Genomic DNA, 19,040 nt, shown 5'->3' with positions numbered 1-19,040 from the left:
GGGGTTTTTCCGTGCTGAACGAGATCGAGGTGTTTGTTAACGTCCGGGCCAGCGACGCCTTCGGAGCTGGGGTGAACGAGGACGCATCCAGTCAGGCGGAGGTCGGCGCGGACATATCGCCCTCACGGGCGCGTCCGCGGGTGTTGTTGGCCGACGACCACACCCTGGTCCGCGAGGGCCTGATGCGCTTGCTGGCGGCCGAGCTCGAGATCGTGGGGGCGGTGGCCGACGGCCGCGCGCTCGTCACCGCGGCCGAACAATGTCAACCCGACGTGGTGCTCGTCGACGTGACGATGCCGCTGCTCAACGGCTTCGACGCGGCGCGTCAGCTGCAGCGAGTGTGTCCGCGGGGGCGGATCATCTTCGTCACCGTCCACGCCGAGCCGGATTACGTGCAGGAGGCGTTTCGCGCCGGGGCCCACGGCTACGTGGTGAAGACGGCCGCGTCGTCGGAGCTGGTGCTGGCAGTGCGTCGGGTGCTGGCCGGCGGCACGTTCGTGTCGCCGGGGCTGGTCTACGACCCGCGGCCCGGCGCGCTCGAAGAGGGGCTGGCGGGGGGCGAGTTGTCGACGCGCCAGCGCGAGGTGCTGCAGCTGGTCGCGGAGGGCCGACCGGCTCGCGAGATCGGCGACATCCTCGGCATCTCGCGCAAGACGGTCGAGTTTCACAAGGCGCGACTCATGCGAGTGCTGGGCCTGCGCACCGTCGCCGAGCTGACGCGCTACGCGGTCGAACACGGGTTGCTTCCGGGTCGCTGAGGCCCCATGTCTCACGAGGAGCGGGCACGTGCTTGAACTTCATGATCGATCGGGTACGGTGTTCAAGGATGGTTGCATGCGACCGCGAGTGATTCTCGTCGACGACCAGGCGATGGTGCTCGAGTGCCTGAGCGTCCTGCTCGGCGGCGAGTTCGAGGTGGTCGGGGCGTTCACCGACGGCGCCACGGCGCTGGCGGCCGCGCGCGAGCTGCAGCCCGACGTGGTGGCGCTCGAGCTCGAGCTGCCGACGCTGGGGGGCTCGAGCTGCTGCGCGCGCTGCAGACGAGCTCGGCGAGCCGCGCGCTGGTCGTCACTCGCCACGCCGACCCGCAGTGGGCCCACTCGGCCCTGGCGGCGGGGGCCCGCGGGTACGTGCTCAAGGACGCGTCGCCCGAGGAGCTGGTCGCCGGGGTGCGCACGGTCGCCGCGGGCGGCAGCCACGTCAGCCCGGCGATCGAGGCGCTGCTGAAGGGGACGAGCGAGACGGCGCCGCGCCGCCGCGGGGGGCAACCTGCTCACCACGCGTCAGCGCGAGATCCTGGTCCGCGTCGCCTCCGGCATGGCGGGCAAGGAGATCGCCGGCGACCTGGGCATCGCGCTCAAGACGGTCGAATTCCACAAGGCGCGGATCTCCCAGCAGCTCGGCCTGCGCTCGCGGGCGGCGATGACCCGCTACGCGCTCGAGCACGGGCTCGCGCCGCTGCGCAAGCGCGACTGACGAGCCGACGGCGGCGAGCGGGATGGGCAGCTCGCCGCCGTCGTGACGAGCGGCGGTCGGCGAACAGGACGCGCAGCGCGAGGCGGCCTTGACGATCAGCTGTCGGCGAGCGGGACGTGCAGCTCGACGCGGGTGCCCTGGCCGGGGGCGCTGTCGATGTGTACGTGGCCGCCGAGGCCCATGATTCGCTCGCGCACGCTGAGGAGGCCGAAGCTGCGGCTCTCCGGGCGGTCGGCGGCGAGGCGCGGCGGGTCGAAGCCCTTGCCGTCGTCGCTGACGCGGATCACGAGGGTGTCGTCCTCGTCGCCGCCGACCTCGACGCGGGCCGCGGTGGCCTCGGCGTGCTTGACGACGTTGAGCAGCAGCTCGCGGACGCAGCGGAACAGCAGGTACTCGGGATCGCCGGCGAGGCGCGGCAGGGTGTCCTCGGCGATCACGGCGATCGGCAGCTTGAACTGCGCCGAGGTCTCGCGGGCCAGCCAGCGCAGGCCGGCGACCAGGCCGAGGTCCTGCAAGATCGGCGGGCGCAGCTGGAAGGTGACCGAGCGGACCGCCTGGTGGGCGTCGTCGAGGAGGGCGACGACCTCGCGCACGGTGTCGGCGTCGCCTGCGGTCGGCCTCAGCGCGCCGAGCTGCAGGCGGGCGGCGACGAGCTGCTGGCCGAGGACGTCGTGCAGCAGGGTGGCGAGCTCGCGCCGCTCGTTCTCCTCGACGCGGAACAGCGCCGCGGAGAGGTCGCGCAGCAGCGCGGTCTGGTGGGCGGCGGCCTCGATGCGCTGCTTCTCGGCGGAGATGTCCATCAGCACGCCGACGACGTGGTGCGCCTGGCCGTCGGGGCTGCGCTCGGCGGCGCGGCTCAGCTCGCGCAGCCACACGGGGGGCCGGTCGTGGCGCAGGAGGCGGAATTCGGCGGCGTAGGCGGTCGATTCGCCGGCGACGAAGCGGGCGTGGGCGTCGTCGCGGGCGGCCCGATCTTCGGGGACGATCCGGGCCTGGAACCACTGCCACAGCGCGGCGCCCTGGGGCGGCTCGCCGGGCGGGCGACCCACGAGCTGCCACCAGCGCTCGCTCGGGGTCAGCTCGGCCGCCGGCCACGAGTAGTCGTAGAGGCCGGCGCCGCAGGCGACCAGCGCCAGGCCGAGGCGCTCGTGCTCGAGGCGCAGGGCCGAGTCGGCGCGTCGGCGCTCGGTCAGGTCGAACACGGCGGTGCGGAAGTAGGTGCCGGCCTCGCCGGCGACGGCCGAGCGGCGGCTGATCAGCTGGACCGGGACGACGCGGCGCCGGGCCTCGATCTCGAGCTCGGTGACGACGGGCTCGGTCTCCCGGCGGCAGCGCAGCATGTGATCGAGGAACTTCCGGCGGTCGCGCAGGACGACGTGCAGGCGCAGCGGGCGGCCGATCAGGCGCAGGCGTTCGATGCCGAGCAGCGTGGCGCCGGTGAGGTTGACCTCGCGCACCACGCCGTTGCCGTCGAGGGCGAGGTAGGCGATCGGGGCGTGCTCGTAGAGGTCGGCGTACCAGTCGAGCAGGGACTCGAGGGCCTGGACATGGCCCTCGAGCGTCTCGCTGCGGACGATGAGGGCGTCGCGCAGGCGGTGGTGGTGCTCGTCGGTGTCGGCGAGCAGCGCGGTGAGCCGCACGACCTCGGCGCGGAGGAGGGCGCCGTCGTCGAGGGGAGCGCGGTCGGTCACGCCGGGGCGGTGGCGAGGGGCGCCGGGCTCGCGTCGAGCCGGGTGAGGTCGTGGATGGCGAGCACGACGAGGGTGGTGCCGGGGTCGCCGCCGTCGATGCGGGAGGCGTCGACGCCGAGCTGCATCGGCTGGCCGCGCACGAATTCGTGCTCGACGCGGAAGCCGGCGCAGCGGCCCTGGCGGGGCAGGACGTCGTCGAGCAGGCGGTGCAGCGGCGGGGCGTCCCAGGCGCCGCCGGCGAGGTCGTAGACGTGGCGGTGGAGGACCTCGTCGGCGGACAGGCCGAACAGCTCGGTGAAGGCGCGGTTGATGGCCTGGACGCGCAGGTGGCCGTCGAGGACGACGAGCGGCTGGCGCACGACCTCGACGATGGCGCGGGTGCCGTCGCGGGCCTGGCGGAGCTCGAGCTCGTGGCGGCGGCTGGCGATGTCGAACAGCGCCAGGACGGCGCCGTCGATCCGGTTCTCGACGTTCTTGTAGGGGCGGATCCGCAGCGAGTACCAGTTGCCCTCGCTGTCGCGGACGTTCATCTCCTGGATCGTGACGGTGTCGATGACGCGGACGATCATCTTCTCGAGGCCGGGGCACTCGATGTTGGGCTTGATCTGGCTGATCGGGCGGCCGATGTCGCTCGGGATCAGGTTGAGCACCTTCTCGGCCATCGGCGTGAAGCGGCGGATGCTGAGGTCGGAGCCGACGATGACGATGGCGATCTCGACGCAGCCGAGCAGGTTGACGAGGTCGCTGTTGACGCGCGACAGCTCCTCGTTGCGGCCGTGGAGCTCCTCGTTGACGGTGTTGAGCTCCTCGTTGGTGCTCTGCAGCTCCTCCTTGGCGGTGTCGAGCTCCTCGTTGGTGCTCTGCAGCTCCTCGTTGCTCGACAGGATCTCCTCGTTGGCCGACTGCAGCTCCTCGTTGGCGGCCTCGAGGTCCTGGATGATCGACTGCAGGTACTCGCGGCTGGCCGCGAGCTCCTCTTGCAATTGCTTGACGCGCTCGTCGTCCGACGACGGCGGGGGCGCGGCGGCCTCGGTCGCGGTTTCGCCGTTGGCCCCGGGCTCCTCGAACAGGACGAGGAAGTGGCGCTCTTCGCCGGGCACCGCCAGCGGGATGACGTGGAGGTCGAGCTCGTGGTGGGTGCCGTTGTGGGTGACCCGCAGGCCCTGCTTGTGGACCGGCTTGTCGGACTTGCGGGCGCCGTAGAGCGCGGTCTGCAGGCCGTGCAGGAGGCCCTCGCGGGCCATCTTCAGCAGGTTCAGGCTCTGGGCGGCGTCGCCCGGGGCGGGTTCGAGGTAGAAGCCGGTCTTGCCGCGGAACTGGATGATCTGGAAGTTCTCGTCGACGATCACGCCCGGCGGTCCGTAGCGATCGAGGACCAGGCGGTTGGCCTCGTTCTGGAAAGAAGGGGGCGTGTGCATCTCGGTGGGCAAGCGCGCGCCGCGGTGGGGCGAGCGGCTGGGGGTGTATTCGACGGGGATCTGAAAGTGGGAGGGGGTCTCGATCGGCCGCTTGACGAAGATCCGGTGCTTCTTGTCGATGACGGCGAACAGGTCGGCCTGGGCGCCGACGGTCTCGGCGCCGCCGAGCATGAGGAAGCCGGACGGCTTGAGCGCGTAGTGGAAGACCGTCATCAGCTTGCGCTGCAGCACCGCGCCCATGTAGATGAGCACGTTGCGGCAGAGGATCAGGTCGAGCTTGGAGAACGGCGGGTCGCGGGTGACGTCCTGGCGGGCGAACACGCACAGGTCGCGCACGACCTTGGCGATGCGGTACTTGCCGTCGGTCTTGGTGAAGAACCGGCGCAGCCGCTCGGGCGAGAGGTCGGCGGCGATGCTGTCGGCGTAGAGGCCGTTGCGCGCGTGCTCGATCGCGGTCTCGCTGACGTCGGTGGCGAAGATCTGCACCGGCACCGCGCTCGAGTCCTCGCCGAGGAACTCGAGCAGGGCGATGGCCACCGAGTAGGCCTCCTCGCCGGTCGAGCAGCCCGGCAGCCACAGGCGGATCGGCGACAGGCCGCGCCGCTGCTGCACGATCTGCGGGAACACCTCAGCAGCAAGGGCCCGGAACGAGTCCGGGTCGCGGAAGAACCGGGTCACGTGGATCAGGAGGTCCTGGTAGAGCTTGGCGACCTCCTCCGGGTTCTCGCGCATGTGCTTGATGTACTGCTCCACGCTGTCGAGCTTGTGCAGGACCATGCGCCGCTGCAGCCGGCGCCGGATCGTCGGCGGCTTGTAGTGGGTGAAGTCGACGCCGCTGGCGTTGCGCAGCATCGTGAAGATGCGGTGCAGCTGCTCCTGGTGGACGACGAGCTCGTCGCCGGGGCGCCGCGCGACCGACGAGCGCACGTAGGGGTGCCGGCCGATCCGCTGCAGCTCCTCGGCGATCCGCGCCGGCGTCAGCACGAGGTCGACGCTGCCGGTGGCGATCGCGGCCCGCGGCATGCTGTCGTAGCGGGCGGTCTCCGGGTCCTGGGCGATGGTGATGCCGCCGACGCCCTTGATCTCGCGCAGGCCCGCCGAGCCGTCGACGCCCGAGCCCGACAGGACCACCCCGACGGCGCTGGTCTCGAGCTCCCTGGCGAGCGAGGCCATGAACACGTCGATCGGGGTGTACTGCGTGCGGTCCTCCGGGCGCGGGGCCGGCACCAGGCGCAGCCCGGCGACGGTCAGCTGGACGCCCGGCGGCGCGAGGTAGAGACGGTTGGGCGCGAGCGGGACCTCGTCCCGGACGAGGACGACCGGCATGGTCGTGTGCTCGTGCAAGATGTCGCCCAGGGCGCTGTCGCGGCCGCTGGCCTGGTGGGCCACGTACACGAAGGCGACGCCGAGGTCGGGCGGGAGGGCGTCGAGGATGTCGGTGAAGGCCTCCAGCCCGCCCGCGGACGCGCCGATGGCGACGACCGGCAAGAGCCCGGCGGCGCGGCGGCTGGTGTCCGCCTGCGCCTCGTCCTCGCTGTCGTCGCCGGCCTCGACGGGCTCGACGGTCGCGTTCTCGGGCTGGGGCGGCGAGGTGGGAGCGGAGGGCATGGTGGCGGGGCGCAGCGTAAGCGAGCGGCCGAGTCGGAGACCATCGGGCCGATCAGTCCTCATTTCCTTCCGGTGATTCGGGCGGAGGCGCGGTCGGAGCGGGCGGGGTCAACTGCACGGAGGTCCGGTGCAGCAGCGGCCGCAGGGTGGCGGCGTACTCCTCGATCTCGGCGGCGCTCTCGCCGTACTGCCGCGACAGGGCCAAAAAGCCGGCCGAGCCGGTGCGGGCGGCTTGCTGGCGGTACAGGGCGGCGTTCTCCTCGAGGGCCCGCAGGGCGCCCCACAGCGCGCCCTCGAGCTTGGAGCCTTGCTCGGCCAGCAACACCTCGGCGGTGAAGGCGTGGCCGACGTGACAGCGGAACTTCAGCAGCTTCTCGCCGTCGGCGAGCTCCCACAGGGCGCCGCCGCACTCGGGGCAGGTGTACGGCGAGCGGGCGCCGACCGGCTGGCTCTGCTGCAGGGCGCGCCCGGTCTCGGCGCTGTCCTCGACCTCGGGAGCGCCGAGCGCGTTGGGGTCGGCCACGGACTGCAGGACGAGCTGGCTCAGCAGCCCCGGGATCGCGGCGGCCTGCAGCACGCTGTGGACCTCGACGTTCTGGATGGCGCTGAGCGGCATGCTGGGGATGGTGGCCTCGGCCGGGTCCTGGGCGATCGCCAGGCCGCCCGCCTCGGTGATCCGCAGCAGGCCCTCGGTGCCGTCGTTGAGGCCGCCCGAGAGCACGACGCCGATGACGCGCGCGCCGTAGGCCAGCGCGGCGCTGCGGAACAACGGGTCGACCGCGGGGCGGAAGCCGTTCTCCTTGGGGCCGCGAGTGACCCGCACGTAGGCCCGCTTGACGAGCAGGTGGTGATCGGGGCGGGCGATGTAGATCCGGCCGCGCTCGATCGCCTGACGGTCTTCAGCCAGCGCGGTCGGCAACGCGGCGACGCGCCCCAGCAGATCCGACAGCACGCCCGGATTGTCGGGCGACATGTGCATCGCCACGAACACCGCGGCCGGGAAATCGCGCGGCAGCCCCCGCACGATGTCGAACAACGCGGTGAGGCCGCCGGCGGACGCCCCCATCACGACGATGTCGCGCGAGGCCGTGGGGTCTGCTCTCGTCAAGGTGACGCTTATAGTTCATCCTCGCGGGCCCTGGGCAAGGCAAATCGTGAACCATGAGAATGAGGTGCCGGATTAGTGATCCGGTTTACACATTCGTCAGTCATTGTCGTGTCTGCCATCCGCCGCGAGCGCATCATGCGCTCGAGGAGGAATGGGTGCATGCGGTCCAGTCCGCTGGGGACGAATCCTAGCGGGGGTTCCGCTGGCCGCGTCGCTCGCTCGACTCGCCCTGCATCGACTCGCGGGGGTTCTCGCCCTGGGTCATGCCGCTGCCGCCGGACATGCCGCCCTGGCCGCTCGTCTGGCCCATGCGGCCCTGGCCGCCCTCGCCCTGGTTCATGCCGCCCATGCGGCCCTGACTGGCGGCCTGGCTGGTGCCTGCGCCGCTCCGCTCGCCCTGGCTCATGCCTGCGCGACCGCTCTGGCCGCTCGTCTGGCCCATGCGGCCGGCCTCGCCCTGGCTGGTCTGGCTCTCGCCCTGGGTGCGGCCCATCCGGCCGCTGCGCAGGACCTCGGTGAGGTGGCGGGTGGCCTGCTCGATGTGCCGGGCGTCCTGTTCGTAGATCTGCTGCATGAGCTCGACGCACTCGGGTGAGTTCGCCTGCTGAGCGTCCTGAATGTACTGCTCGTAGGCGCGGAGGGCCTCCGATTTGTGCTGGATGATGGTGACCCAATCGTAGGCGAGGTCGCTCAGGGGCTCTTGATTGCGCTTGTTCTCGTTCATGATGAATCCTCCGGTCGCGCAGGTCTTTGAACGAATCGCCCGCGGGGGCCACCATTCGTGCGACTCGATCGGCGCCGCGGCGCGCGAGCCACAAGCCGCGTGCATGGCCTCGCTGGCGGCGAATGCCTCGGCGTAGGCGGCGCACGAACGCGATGCGAGCAGGCGGAACTGCGATGCGGGCAGGCGGAACTGCGATGCGGGCAGGCGGAACTGCGATGCGAGCAGGCGGAACTGCAATGCGGGCAGGCAGGACTGCGATGCGAGCAGACGGATCTGCGATGCGGGCAGGCGGAACTGCGATGCGAGCAGGCGAACTGCAATGCGGGCAGGCAGGACTGCGATGCGAGCAGACGGAACGGCAATGCGGGCAGGCGGACTGCGATTCGAGCAGGCGGGCCCGGAATGCGAGCAGGAGGGCGTGCCACGCATCGCGGAGGGGCGCTGGCGCAATGCGGGCAGGCGGCCCGGGAATGCGAGCAGGCGGCTGCGCGCTGCGCGGCGTGACGGGCGGCGGTGCGGCGCGAACGAGCGACCGCGCGGGGTTCGGCTCGCCGCGCGGCGATACTGGAGCCGGCGTGGCCGGGGGCGCGCGCAGGCGACGCAGCTCAGGGCGTGGCGACGGGCGGGGCGACGAGGCGCGTCAGCACGGCCTCCATGACGCCCCAGGTGTCGTCCCACGAGCTGCCGCGCAGGCTGGTGTCGACGCGCTGCAGCCAGCGGCGCCGGTCGGCGCGGTGGAGCTCGCACTGGACGGCGATCACGAAGTCCTCGGCGCCCTCGGCGATCGAGACCATGCCCTGGATGGCGTACGGGTTGATGACGTCGCGCAGCGGGGTGGCCACCACCGGCTTGCCGGCGGCCAGGTACTCGAGGGTCTGGGACGGTTTGGCGCGGCGGAGGGCGGCCTCGTGGTTGAAGGGCAGGAGGGCGATGTCCCAGCCGGCGAGGTAGGCCGGCAGCTCGGCGTAGGGCTTGGGCCCGAGCTCGTGGATGTTGGGCCGGGCGGGCAGGCGCGGCCGATCGGGGCCGCCGTCGTGATCGATGAGGACGATGTGGAAGTCGGTCCGCAGGTCGGCGACGGCGACCAGGAGGTCGAGGTCGACGTCGCGGTCGAGGGCGCCGTAGAAGCCGAGGCGGGGGTGGGGGATGTCGCGCTGATCGGCCGGGTCGGGGCCGCCGGCGCGGGCGCGGGCGAAGTGCGCCAGGTCGACCCCGCTCGGCAGGAGGTGAGTGGCCGGGCCGAACTCGGGGCCGAGCGGGTCGTGGCCGGCGTCGACGAACACGGCGTCCGCCCGGCGCAGGGCCTCCTCCCGCAGGGCCTCGTCGCCCTCGAGCGGCGACCGCGGCCCGCCGGGGCAATCGTAGTAGATGGTGGCGACCGGCTTGAGGCGGCAGGCGGCCATGGCCCGCGGCGAATCGTGGCAGAGGACGAAGCCCCCGAGGCCGAGGTCGCGGACGACGCCGTCGAGCAGGCCGCGCAGGAGGCCGGTCGCCTCGTCGCCGGTCAAGCCGCGGGGCACGAAGGGAGTGGCGACCACCAGTCCTTCGCGGTGATCGAAGTCCATCCGCGGCGGGCCGGCGGTCGGCACCACGGCCTCGACGAAGACGACGCGCCGTTGCCGCGCGCCGCGACACAGGAGGTGCCGCAGGCGCCGGGGGATGGCGTCCCAGGCGAGCTGCGAGACCCACAGGATCGGATGGCCGGCGGCGCTGGTCTGCGCCGGCAGAGGCCGATCCATGTCGTTCAACATACCTTCGAGACCGGCTCTCATGTCCCAGGTATGGTCGGGTCCGCACGCTCGGCAACCCTGGGAGTTTCCCTCGGTCATCCGCCCCCGCCGGGGCCGGCGCCTGCGGTCCACCGCCCTCGGCCTCCGCAAATCGGGCGAACTGGGGAGTACTGTCATTCGCCGCGTCCGGCAAATCGTCATAGTCGAGCTTGTCCCGGCGCGGTAGCGCGCCATACTCCGCGCAATGCGGTCGCGCCAGGTCTCCGATGTCCGAGTCCGGCGCGCCGCGCCAGGAAATACGAGGACGTCATGCCTACCAGGGACGACAACCGCAACGAGAACAAGGGCGAGACCAAGGGCCAGCGCGGGGGTGGGCGCGGCTTCGCCGGGATGGACGAGGACAAACAACGCGAGATCGCAAGCAAGGGCGGTCACGCCGCCCACGAGAAGGGCACCGCGCACGAGTTCACGTCCGAGGAGGCGCGCGAGGCCGGCCGCAAGGGCGGCGAGGCGGTCAGCCAGGACCGCGAGCACATGGCCGAGATCGGCGCCAAGGGCGGCCACGCGTCGCACGGCGGCCGCCGCACCGGCGAGGGCCGCGGCGAGGAGAGCCGCAGCTCGGACGAGGAGCGTGAGCGCCGCTCGTCGCAAGCGTCGCAACAGCGCGAGCGCGGCGGGCAGGGCGGCGGGCATCGCCAGCGCTGAGTGCGTCGGCGGACCTCCATCGCGCGAGCACCGGCTTCTCCTCGCGCGGTGCCGGGGCCGCCTGCTTGCACGGCAGCACGGGGCCGGCCGCGCGGGCGGCCGGCCGCGAGGCGATGCATCGCGGCGTCGTCGGGAGCGGCGAATCGGCGGCAGGCGAGCGGAGACGCCGCAATGGGCGCGAGCAATCGTCGCCTGGACGAGCGGCGAATCGGCGTGGATGCACGCGGAACGCCGCATCTTCAGGTGCGCGGGCTCGTCGCCGCGAGGTGGCGCAGGCAAATAGCAGCGAGGCGCATCCGACGCGTGGACTTGGGTGTCGAATCGACGTAAGCGTGCGGCGAACCGCGTCGTGACGGGCTCGGCCTCGAGGCGCTACCAAGCGCCTCGGAGGTTCGAAGATGGACGACGACGAGGATCTGATGCGTGAACCGGTTGCACGCATTGTGCGCTGGTTGCGCGGCGACGGGCCTGCGGAGAATAGGTGAACCATGAGTGACCAGGCCGCCGGAAAGCAACCGCATCGCTTTGGTGCTGACGCGACGGCCAACTCGGGGCGGCGGGAGCAGGGCGTCGAGCGCGACGAGCAAATTGAGGTCGAGGCCGAGGTCGCCGAGCTGGTGCGGAGGCTGTCGTGGTCGGCGCGCAGGGTCGCGGACCTGCTGCGCAAGCACGCGCAGGCGCTCAAACCCCGGCATCGAACACCTAGGCTCGGACCGGATTTGGCTGTGCATATCTACTCCGTCGCGGGGACGGCGATCCATCGCAGGTCGCTGACACCTTTCTTGGCCCATGATTCCGGCTCAGCCCAGACGCTCGGCTCATTTTTGGGGCCACAACTGATAAATGTTGGCGATCCGTTGAAAGTCGCCAAGGAGATTATATTGAACCATTTCGTTTCCTCGACCGGCACAAGCCCAAAGTTGGCGCGATCCTCGAACGCGGCATTCAAGCCAGAGTGCCCCTTTATTCTATAAAATGGAAAAGCGATATCCTCGGTAGTCGTATCATCCTGGAACGCGAACACAGCGTTGAACCTGCTTACAACTGTCACAGGTTTAAGCCCCGGATAATTAGGGCCCGATGCAGGCCTTGCGCATCGTTGAAGCGCCATTGGAGGCGCTGATCGTCTCTCGCCCATTCACCCGGTTCGGCTCGTATGTTGCAGTAGCCATCACTATAGTCGGCCGGCACTCTCATCGGCCATCCGATAGAACCGCCGTAAAAATTAATCAGATAATAGTTTTGAAATCTTTGCAGTTCATTGACGTGGACTGCCGCCTCGATCATTTGATCAATATTCATCTTATCCTGCTTTCTTCAATGTCTGTTTCGGGGCCGGAACCGGCATGCCCTGTTTATGGGTCACTTGAAGGTGAACCGGTTTGTCTTGTCTTGTGCTTAAGAAGTTTCATGCCGTAATTCCCGCACCGGGTCAAGTGCCTGAGTCGTAGAGGGTCCGCGTGAGAACCTGGAGCGCTCCACCATGAAGTACACCGTCTCGATCGAGATCGCCCTGCCGCGGGAGAGGGCGGCCCAGCTGCTCGCCATCGTCGCCGCCAGACAGTCCCATGGACTCGGTAGTCCCTCGCGCACGTGCGCCCCGACGATCGCCTCGAATTGCCGGCGCTCCTTCTCCACCTCGCCTCGCCCTCCGCGCTTCGTGACCACGCGCGCAACTCGACCACTGCCACGCCGATCTCGAGCGCGGCCTGCTCCAGCGACACCCCGCTCGCCGCCAACAGCCGCCAGCGCGCCTCGACGAGGTCGGCGAGCTGCTCGTGCCAGCCGCAGATCGTCGAGCGCGCGAGCTGGAGGCCGTCGCGGGCGTAGAGCGCCTCGAGGCGGTTCGCGGGCAGGTGGTCTTGCCAGCGATGGACGATCGTGTCGGCGAGGAGGCCGGGGCCGGCGAGGCCGCGCTCGATCGGCAGCTCCAGGCGGCTCGACGGGCCGGTGTGTGACGCACCATCGCTCGTGCTGCACCGCGCGAGCGGCCAGTGGATCGTCAGCTCCGAAGACTGGGAGTCTGGGCCGGGACCAGGAGATTTCGTACACGCGTGGGATACGGCCGAACAGGCCGTCGCAGATATCCTCGATTTCTTCTTCGGGGATCCCGCGCGGATGGCCCGTAAGCAGGGTCGGTGACCACAACGCGAGCCCCAGCCAGCACGGGGCCAGCGGGGTGAAGGCAGATTCGGTGCTCACACATGAGATATAAATCAAGATGCGCCAGCATCACGACGCGGTAGAGCGAACGCTTACGAATCGACGTATCGCGACGCTCGGTGAGGGCGAGCATTCGGCGACGCCGAGCGAGGGGCGCTCCGGGTGGCGTGGAATCACCGCAGCGCGTCGCCGCGAAGAGCGAGAGCGGCGGGCAATCGGCGGTCGCCATGGCTGCGATTCTCGTAGCGCCACGAGCGGCGGCGAGGCGCCGCATCGCTCGGCGAACGTGAGCTCGAGACCGGCCCGCAGCGCCGGCTCGAGCGCCGTCTGCCACAGAGAGTCGAACCTCGCCTCGATCTGCGAGCGCGGCTGCAGCGCCCGATCGATGCCGGCCAGCTCGAGGTCGCCGCGGAGCACCAGGAAGCGCCGGGTTTGATACGTCAAGTTGCAGACGATAGTCTCGTCCCGGAGCGCTGCCGGGTTTGCTCGTTGCGGGGGGACATCACACTGGGCTAATTGGCCCGGGGACAGCGGTCAACCTGGCAAATGCCCGCGCAGGTGGGGGATTTCCGGTCGTGCTCGCAGGACCCGGTAGGATGTAATTGGGGGGCTCCGGCGGCGCGCGGACCGGCGAACCAGCGGGCTCTGCGGAGGTGAATGTGCCGGGAGGCGGCAGCGGCGAATGGGGGGCGAATGCCGGCAAGAGACGCCGGTGACGGGCCCCCGTGCCCGCGCGGCGTGAGATCGCGGAGATTGATGCTGGTGCATGGCCGGGGCGTCGAGGCTGCGACCGATCGTCGCTACTTGCGAGAGGGTCGGCCATTCGCGGACGCAGGGCGATCGGCGGGCGCGCTATGATCATAGTCGCCTTGCGGCGCGGCGCTCGCTCCGCCGGGCGGAGCGGCCGCCGCTGCGATTCACGGCTGGCGGCGGCGGACGGCCGTCTGTTATAGTCAGCCGCCTCTGCTGCTGCGAGCGATCGTCGGAGGACGTCCTCGCTCGCAATCCCTGGACTCCATGCATTTTGATGCCTCCGCACCGACGTTCATTCCTCATGATCACGCCGACGCGCCGTCCCTGCCCGAGAACCTCCTCCATCCGCGCACGAGCGTTCGTTGCGAACCTCGTGGAGCTGCGGGGCTGAGCGCCCCTTCGACCCGGTCCTCCGGCGCCGATTGGTGATCATGCACGCACTCGCTCGTTTCCTCTCGCCGTGGTCGTGGGCCGGGGTCGGGGCCCGCGAAGCCGCCGGGCCGGCGCGGCCGCTGCCACCCGCGCGCGGGCTGGCGCCGCTGCTGCGGGCCGCGTGGGCGGCCGTGGCCCCCAGCCGGTCGCGCTTCTGGGCGTTCGTCGCCCTGTTCATCGCCGCCAACACGGCCGAGCTGCTGGTCCCGTGGGCCATCGGCTACACGGTCGGCGTGTTCGTCGAGCACGGCTTCTCGCAGGTCGCCTACGAGGGCGCGCTGCTCGGGATCGGCGCGTACCTCGGGCTGCGCTTCGCCAACATCCTGCTGCACCACCTGGGGCGCTACCTGCAGAGCGGGGTGGCCTATCAGGCGCGCATGACGACGATGACGGGGGTGTTCCAGGCGCTGCTCGGCTACGGGCTGCACTGGCACGTGGAGCGCCACACGGGCGAGAACCTGGCCAAGCTCAACCGCTCGGCGCTCGCGGTCGGCAACGTGGTCGGCCAGTATTCGTGGCAGGTGCTCGAGGGCAGCGTCAAGGTGGTGCTCGCCAGCGCGGCGCTGTGGGCCCTCGACGTGCGCGTGGCCGCCAACGTGGTGGTCATGGGCGGGGTCACCATCGCGGCGATGCTGTACTTCAACCGCCGCATGGTCGACAACATCCGCCTGGTCAATCAATTCGACAACACGGTCGGCCGGGTGTGCGTCGATTACCTGACGAACGTGGTCACGGTGAAGACGCTGAACCTCGAGGCGCTGGCCTGCGCCGACCTCGGGCGCCAGCGAGCCCAGGGCGGCGAGCTGGTCCGCCGGGTGTCGCGCTTCAGCGAGCTCAAGTGGGGGGCGGTGAGCTGCGGCTACGCGCTGGTGATGGCGACGTCGCTGCTGTGGTACTTCCACGGCGCCGGCCTGCAGGGCACCGCGCTCGACGTGGCGCAGGTCTACGTGCTCATCGCCTACCTCGACAAGATCTTCGGGGCGATCAGCTCCTTCTCGGCCTACTACGGCAACATCGTCGAGGCCTGCACCGCCTACGAAGACGCCAGCGAGCTGCTGCGCGGGTCGCCGGCGGCCATGCCGGCGTCGGTGGCCGGGCCGCGCTGGCGCGAGCTGCGGCTCGACGCGCTGGGGTTCAGCTACGCAGACGATGCGCGGGCGCTCCGCTGCGGGTCGCTGACGATCCGCCGCGGCGAGAAGATCGCGGTGGTCGGCACGAGCGGCGGCGGCAAGTCGACGCTGCTCAAGCTGCTGGCCGGGATGCTGCGCCCGGAGGCGGGCGAGGTGGCGCTCGACGGCCGCCGCAGCTCGTTCGAGGCGCTGGCCCAGCGCACGCTGCTGATCCCGCAGGAGCCGCAGATCTTCTCGGAGACGCTGCGCTACAACGTGACGCTCGGCGAGGCCGTGCCGGAGGAGCTGCTGGCGCAGGTGATCCGCCTGGCGCGCCTGGGACCGGTGATCGCCAAGCTGCCCGCGGGCTGGGACACGCACCTGGCCCAGAGCGGCCTCAACCTGTCCGGCGGCGAGCGCCAGCGGATCGCGCTGGCCCGCGGGCTGCTGCGGGCGCACTCGCGGGACCTGCTGCTGCTCGACGAGCCGACGGCGGCCCTGGACCCGCCGACCGAGCGCGAGGTGCTGGCTGCCATCTTCCAGTCGTCGCCCGAGGCGACGGTGCTGGCGGCGTGCCACCGCTGGAGCTTGCTGTCGCTGTTCGACCGGGTGCTGTTCGTGGAGGACGGCGCCGTGCACGAGCTGTCGCCGTCGCAGCTGCCGCGCGAGCGGCCGCTGTTCGCCATGCCCGACGAGCGCCCGCACATGGCCTGCGAGCTGGCCTGAGCCGGCGAGCTGCGGGCGCGAGAGGGGCGCGTCGCCTGCCGGCGATGCGTCCCTCGCTTCGTCGCCGCTCACAGGGCCGGGAGGAGCTTGTCGGTCAGCAGCTTGGCGGTGAGGCGATGCGGCTGCGGGCGATCGAAGTTGGTGGTGGTGATGACGACGACGACTCTCTCGGTCGGGAACACCTGCACGGTATTGCCGCCGCTGCCGTTCATCGCCCACGACTGCCAGATCCGGTCGCCGACGGGGAACTGCATCAACCACCACAAATAGCCGTACTCGACGCCCTCGTCGACGCGGGCGTGCGGCTGGACGGAGCGCGCGACCCACTCGGCGGGCACGAGCTGCCGGCCGGCGTGGCGGCCGCCGTCGAGGTAGAGCTGGCCGAGCGCCAGGAGGTCGCGGCTGCGCAGGCCGAGGCCGCCGCCGGCCTGCGGCAGACCCAGCGGCGAGTATTGCCATTGGGGGTCGGCGATGCCGAGCGGCGTGAGCAACTTGCGCTGGGCGTAGAGGTCGAGGCGCTCGCCGACCGCGGCCTGCAGCACGGCGCCGAGCGCGGTCACGCCGGCGGTGCAGTAGCGGAAGCTGCGGCCGTGCGGCGAATCGGCCGGCTTCGGCATCCAGGCCGGGAAGCCCTGGATCGGCAGGTCGAGGTAGAACTTGACCCAATCCTCGACGAGGTACATGCGCTCCTCGTGGCCGCGCGAGAACTGGTTCTCGTCGTGGCATTCGAGCAGCGACGACATGGTCAGCAGGTCCTCGACGGTGATCGCGGCCTTGCGCGGATCGGGGTGCTCGGGCGGGCCGTAGGCGGCGAGGTAGTCGAGGATCGGGGCCTGCACGCCGGGCAGCTTGCCGTCGGCGATGGCCTGGCCGACGAGGATGCCGGCGAGGGTCTTGGTGGCGGACCGGGTGTTGCGCGCGGCCTCGGGTCCGCCGTCGTCGAAGTAATGTTCGTAGAGCCGCTGGCCGTCGCGGGCGACGAGGATGCTGGTGATCCGGCCGAACTCGCCGGCCTCGACGGCGCTCGTGAGGTCCTCGAGGCGGGGCGGCGCGGGCGGGGCGAGCGGGGCCGGAGCGTCGGCGGGACAGGACGGCGCGGTGGCGTCGAGGAGCAGCAGGAGGGCGAGGGGGCAGGCGGCGAACAGCTTGAAGGCGGGCATCGGGCCAGGTCGGGAGAGCGCGAGGCTAGCCGCGCGGCGGGGCCCGGTCTTGTACGCGGTGAACGTGTCAGGCGGGCCGCACGAGCCGGCGGAAGGCGGCGGGCGTGAGTCGGTAGGCGCGGCGGAAGGCGCGGCTGAAGTGGCTCTGGTCGACGTAGCCGCACTGGTCGGCGATGTCGGCGAGGGGCGTGCGGAGGTCCCGCAGCAAGGCGCTGGCGCGCTCGAGGCGACAGTGACGCAGGTACTCGCCGGGAGAGCGGCCGTAGCGGGCCCGGAAGGCGCGCGCGAAGTGGACGGGGTGGACGTCGGCGGCGGCGGCGAGCTCGGACAGGCGCGGGGTGACGGCGCAGGTGTCGTGCAAGTGATCGCGGGCGCGCGCCAGCCAGGGCGGTCCGGACGAGCGCCGCTCGCGGGCGTCGAGCGCGGCCTCGGCGAGGAGCAGATGGTACTCGGACTCGACGACGAGCGCGGAGGCGTCGTCCCAGCGGGGCAATTCGTGGCACAGGCGATAGGCCGCGAGCAGGGCTGCCGTGCCCAGCCGCACGGGGTGGTCGGGGAGCGGGCAGGTGGTGGTGACGGCTCGCCAGTTATCGGTGGGGACGGACAGGGTGAAGAAGCGGCCGTCGAGGCCGCGGAAGCGATCGTCGTGGGTGGTGCCCGGCGGGTTGAGGACGAGCGCAGGGTGGTCGCAGACGGCCGGCATGCCGCGCGCGCTGCTGAGATAGCGACCGGCGAGCAAGAGCAGGAAGTGGGCGTCGTCGTGGGTGTGCCGGTGAACCTCGTGCTCGGGCACGGTCGGCCGCAGATCGGCGAGCGCGAGGCCGTGGGCGGTTCGCCGCCGCTCGCAGACGCCGAGGAATTGTCCGGGACCGAACCGCATGGCAACGCCATGATGCCGCAGGACGGGGCGGGTCGGCGAAGCCGCATCTGTCGCGGGCGGGCGCGGCGGTGTCGAAGTGAGAATCTCGACCGGGCGTCCCGCGGCGAGCTGCATCAGGCAGGCGCCGGGGCGCCGCTCGGAGCAGTGGCGCGGGCTTCAGCCCGGGTGGCAATCGCTCCTCTGGGCGAGGGCCATGATTGATATCAGGGGGTCTGCGCGGTGCCCGGCGGTGAGCAAGTCTGGGTGATGTAAGGAGACTATGTAGAGCGGGTGGTCCCGGATGTCGGCCCGGACGGCAGGATCGGCCTACTGATCTTCGGGCAACTCCTCGATGTCGTCCGGGGACAACTCCTCCTCGTCCTCGCCCTCGTACAGGGCTTCGAGGCTGGCCTCGGCCGCGATGAGAAAGTCGTCCTCGTCGAGGTTGCTCCACGGCTCCACGGCGGTGCCGTGGCTCTGCTCCGATCGGGTTTCGACTCGTTCGAGATGCATGGCGAGTGTTCCTCCCGGGTGAGATTTTGTTGGCAGTTGCCTGCGAGGCGGTTCGCACTAATCGCCAGAGGCGCGGCGTAGAGGGGTGTGCGGGCCGCTCTGCTGGGGGTCCCGTTTGCGCTCGATGCCGGGTCTCAGGCAATCGCGCACGGTGCGCGGCGGTCGGATCGATCTGTGCGCCGAGGGATGTGGGACGGTCTCAGCCGCAGCTTCGGGCCTCGATACATCAGGCTGCTGCGGCAGACTCAGGATTTGCGAATGATGTGTGTCCGGGTGCTCGCAGGCGGGGGTCCGTGGCGCGGCCGGGCCCAGGGAAGGCGCGAAATCGGTCGGGGCGGAGGCGCGAGGCCGTAAGAGACCGGCGCCCAGGGCGTGTGGAGCGCTCGTGCGACGTCCTCGGCGCCTGGGCCGAGGCCTGCGAGCTCCTCGCGCGCTCCGAGGTTTGCTGCTGCGCTCCGACCGTGAAAGCTCCGCCGTGTCGTGGCGGTGAAGCGCGATGTCTTCCGCGGGGCGAGCGATTTCGTGGCGCTTCTGTGGTCGGCACCACGATTCGGCCGACCGGGGGTCCGTCTCGAGGCATCGTTTCCTGGAATCGGAGGAGACCATGACGAAAGACGCCTCGAATGGCGCGCCTCACGCCGATCGGCGCGGCGGGTGCCAACATTCCAGAGTCGGCGGGCACGTCGCCGCGGGCTGGGAGTTCTTCATCCCCAATGACTCCGCGGGGGCCCCCGCGCTCCCCGGCCAGAAGGACTGGCGGTTCTGCCGCAAGTGCTTCGGGATGTTTTATGCGCAAAATGGGGAGACCGTGGGCGCTGTGTGCCCGACCGGGGGGGAACACGCTCTCCAGGGGCTGAACTTCTAT

At 70.8% G+C, this 19,040-nt stretch carries 16 protein-coding genes; 6 read left to right on the top strand and 10 right to left on the bottom strand.

From position 1 onward, the window contains the following. The first annotated feature begins 11 nt into the window (after positions 1–11). The 3 genes from OV079_RS16505 (at position 12) to OV079_RS16495 (ending at position 1,476) form a co-directional block, all read left to right on the top strand. Positions 12–758 carry a response regulator gene (locus OV079_RS16505; RefSeq protein WP_267769707.1) on the top strand — a complete coding sequence of 249 codons (747 nt, stop codon included), beginning with the start codon at positions 12–14 and terminating at the stop codon, positions 756–758. A gap of 76 nt (positions 759–834) precedes the next feature. Next, positions 835–1,227 (top strand): response regulator transcription factor, encoded by a 393-nt coding sequence (locus tag OV079_RS16500; protein ID WP_267769706.1) that lies wholly within the window; start codon positions 835–837, stop codon positions 1,225–1,227. A 42-nt stretch (positions 1,228–1,269) separates the two neighbouring features. After that, the gene (locus tag OV079_RS16495; protein ID WP_267778558.1) at positions 1,270–1,476 is read left to right on the top strand and encodes a response regulator transcription factor; all 207 of its coding nucleotides are present in this window, start codon (positions 1,270–1,272) and stop codon (positions 1,474–1,476) included. 95 nt (positions 1,477–1,571) lie between these two features. On the opposite strand, the gene OV079_RS16490 is transcribed toward OV079_RS16495, so the two are convergent. The 5 genes from OV079_RS16490 to OV079_RS16470 all read right to left on the bottom strand — a co-directional run bounded on the left by OV079_RS16490 (position 1,572) and on the right by OV079_RS16470 (position 9,764). Further along, positions 1,572–3,167: a PAS domain-containing sensor histidine kinase gene (locus OV079_RS16490; protein ID WP_267769704.1), complete on the bottom strand. Its 1,596-nt coding sequence runs from the start codon at positions 3,165–3,167 to the stop codon at positions 1,572–1,574. Beyond that, positions 3,164–6,193, bottom strand: a complete 3,030-nt coding sequence (locus OV079_RS16485; RefSeq protein ID WP_267769702.1) for a chemotaxis protein CheB — start codon at positions 6,191–6,193, stop codon at positions 3,164–3,166. Before OV079_RS16485 ends, OV079_RS16490 begins: the two co-directional genes overlap by 4 nt. Positions 6,194–6,245: 52 nt before the next feature. After that, complete coding sequence (locus OV079_RS16480; RefSeq protein WP_267769699.1) at positions 6,246–7,301, bottom strand: chemotaxis protein CheB; 1,056 nt, start codon at positions 7,299–7,301, stop codon at positions 6,246–6,248. 187 nt (positions 7,302–7,488) lie between these two features. Beyond that, entirely contained in the window at positions 7,489–8,475 is a 987-nt protein-coding gene (locus OV079_RS16475; RefSeq protein ID WP_267769697.1) for a hypothetical protein, read from the bottom strand. Between the two features lie 155 nt (positions 8,476–8,630). After that, positions 8,631–9,764 (bottom strand): glycosyltransferase, encoded by a 1,134-nt coding sequence (locus OV079_RS16470; RefSeq protein WP_267769695.1) that lies wholly within the window; start codon positions 9,762–9,764, stop codon positions 8,631–8,633. Between the two features lie 381 nt (positions 9,765–10,145). Here OV079_RS16470 and OV079_RS16465 point away from each other — a divergent pair, with 381 nt between their 5' ends. Together OV079_RS16465 and OV079_RS16460 are read left to right on the top strand one after the other, a co-directional pair. Next, positions 10,146–10,460, top strand: a complete 315-nt coding sequence (locus tag OV079_RS16465; protein ID WP_420829525.1) for a KGG domain-containing protein — start codon at positions 10,146–10,148, stop codon at positions 10,458–10,460. A gap of 488 nt (positions 10,461–10,948) precedes the next feature. After that, positions 10,949–11,434, top strand: a complete 486-nt coding sequence (locus OV079_RS16460) for a hypothetical protein (RefSeq protein ID WP_267769691.1) — start codon at positions 10,949–10,951, stop codon at positions 11,432–11,434. 73 nt (positions 11,435–11,507) lie between these two features. Here OV079_RS16460 and OV079_RS16455 read toward each other — a convergent pair whose 3' ends face one another. Then, positions 11,508–11,762: a hypothetical protein gene (locus OV079_RS16455; RefSeq protein ID WP_267769689.1), complete on the bottom strand. Its 255-nt coding sequence runs from the start codon at positions 11,760–11,762 to the stop codon at positions 11,508–11,510. 53 nt (positions 11,763–11,815) lie between these two features. Continuing rightward, positions 11,816–12,316 (bottom strand): hypothetical protein, encoded by a 501-nt coding sequence (locus tag OV079_RS58035; protein WP_420829524.1) that lies wholly within the window; start codon positions 12,314–12,316, stop codon positions 11,816–11,818. Positions 12,317–13,807: 1,491 nt separating this feature from the next. Between OV079_RS58035 and OV079_RS16440 the strand changes: the two genes are divergently transcribed. Further along, complete coding sequence (locus OV079_RS16440; protein WP_267769685.1) at positions 13,808–15,643, top strand: ABC transporter ATP-binding protein; 1,836 nt, start codon at positions 13,808–13,810, stop codon at positions 15,641–15,643. Positions 15,644–15,711: 68 nt separating this feature from the next. Here the strand turns inward: OV079_RS16440 and OV079_RS16435 are convergent, their stop codons facing one another. From OV079_RS16435 to OV079_RS16425, 3 genes are all read right to left on the bottom strand, one after another. Next, positions 15,712–16,803, bottom strand: a complete 1,092-nt coding sequence (locus OV079_RS16435) for a serine hydrolase domain-containing protein (RefSeq protein ID WP_267769682.1) — start codon at positions 16,801–16,803, stop codon at positions 15,712–15,714. A 67-nt stretch (positions 16,804–16,870) separates the two neighbouring features. Continuing rightward, positions 16,871–17,683, bottom strand: coding sequence for a helix-turn-helix transcriptional regulator (locus OV079_RS16430; RefSeq protein ID WP_267769679.1), 813 nt, complete (start codon positions 17,681–17,683; stop codon positions 16,871–16,873). Positions 17,684–17,989: 306 nt separating this feature from the next. Continuing rightward, on the bottom strand, positions 17,990–18,175 hold the full coding sequence (locus OV079_RS16425) for a hypothetical protein (RefSeq protein WP_267769677.1): 186 nt from the start codon (positions 18,173–18,175) through the stop codon (positions 17,990–17,992). Between the last annotated feature and the right edge of the window lie 865 nt (positions 18,176–19,040).

Origin of the sequence: Nannocystis pusilla (genome assembly GCF_026626665.1) — a bacterium.
In the GTDB taxonomy this organism is placed as follows: domain Bacteria; phylum Myxococcota_A; class Polyangia; order Nannocystales; family Nannocystaceae; genus Nannocystis; species Nannocystis pusilla.
Note: the sequence above shows the minus strand (reverse complement) of the source record. Positions and strands in the feature narration are given on the sequence as shown.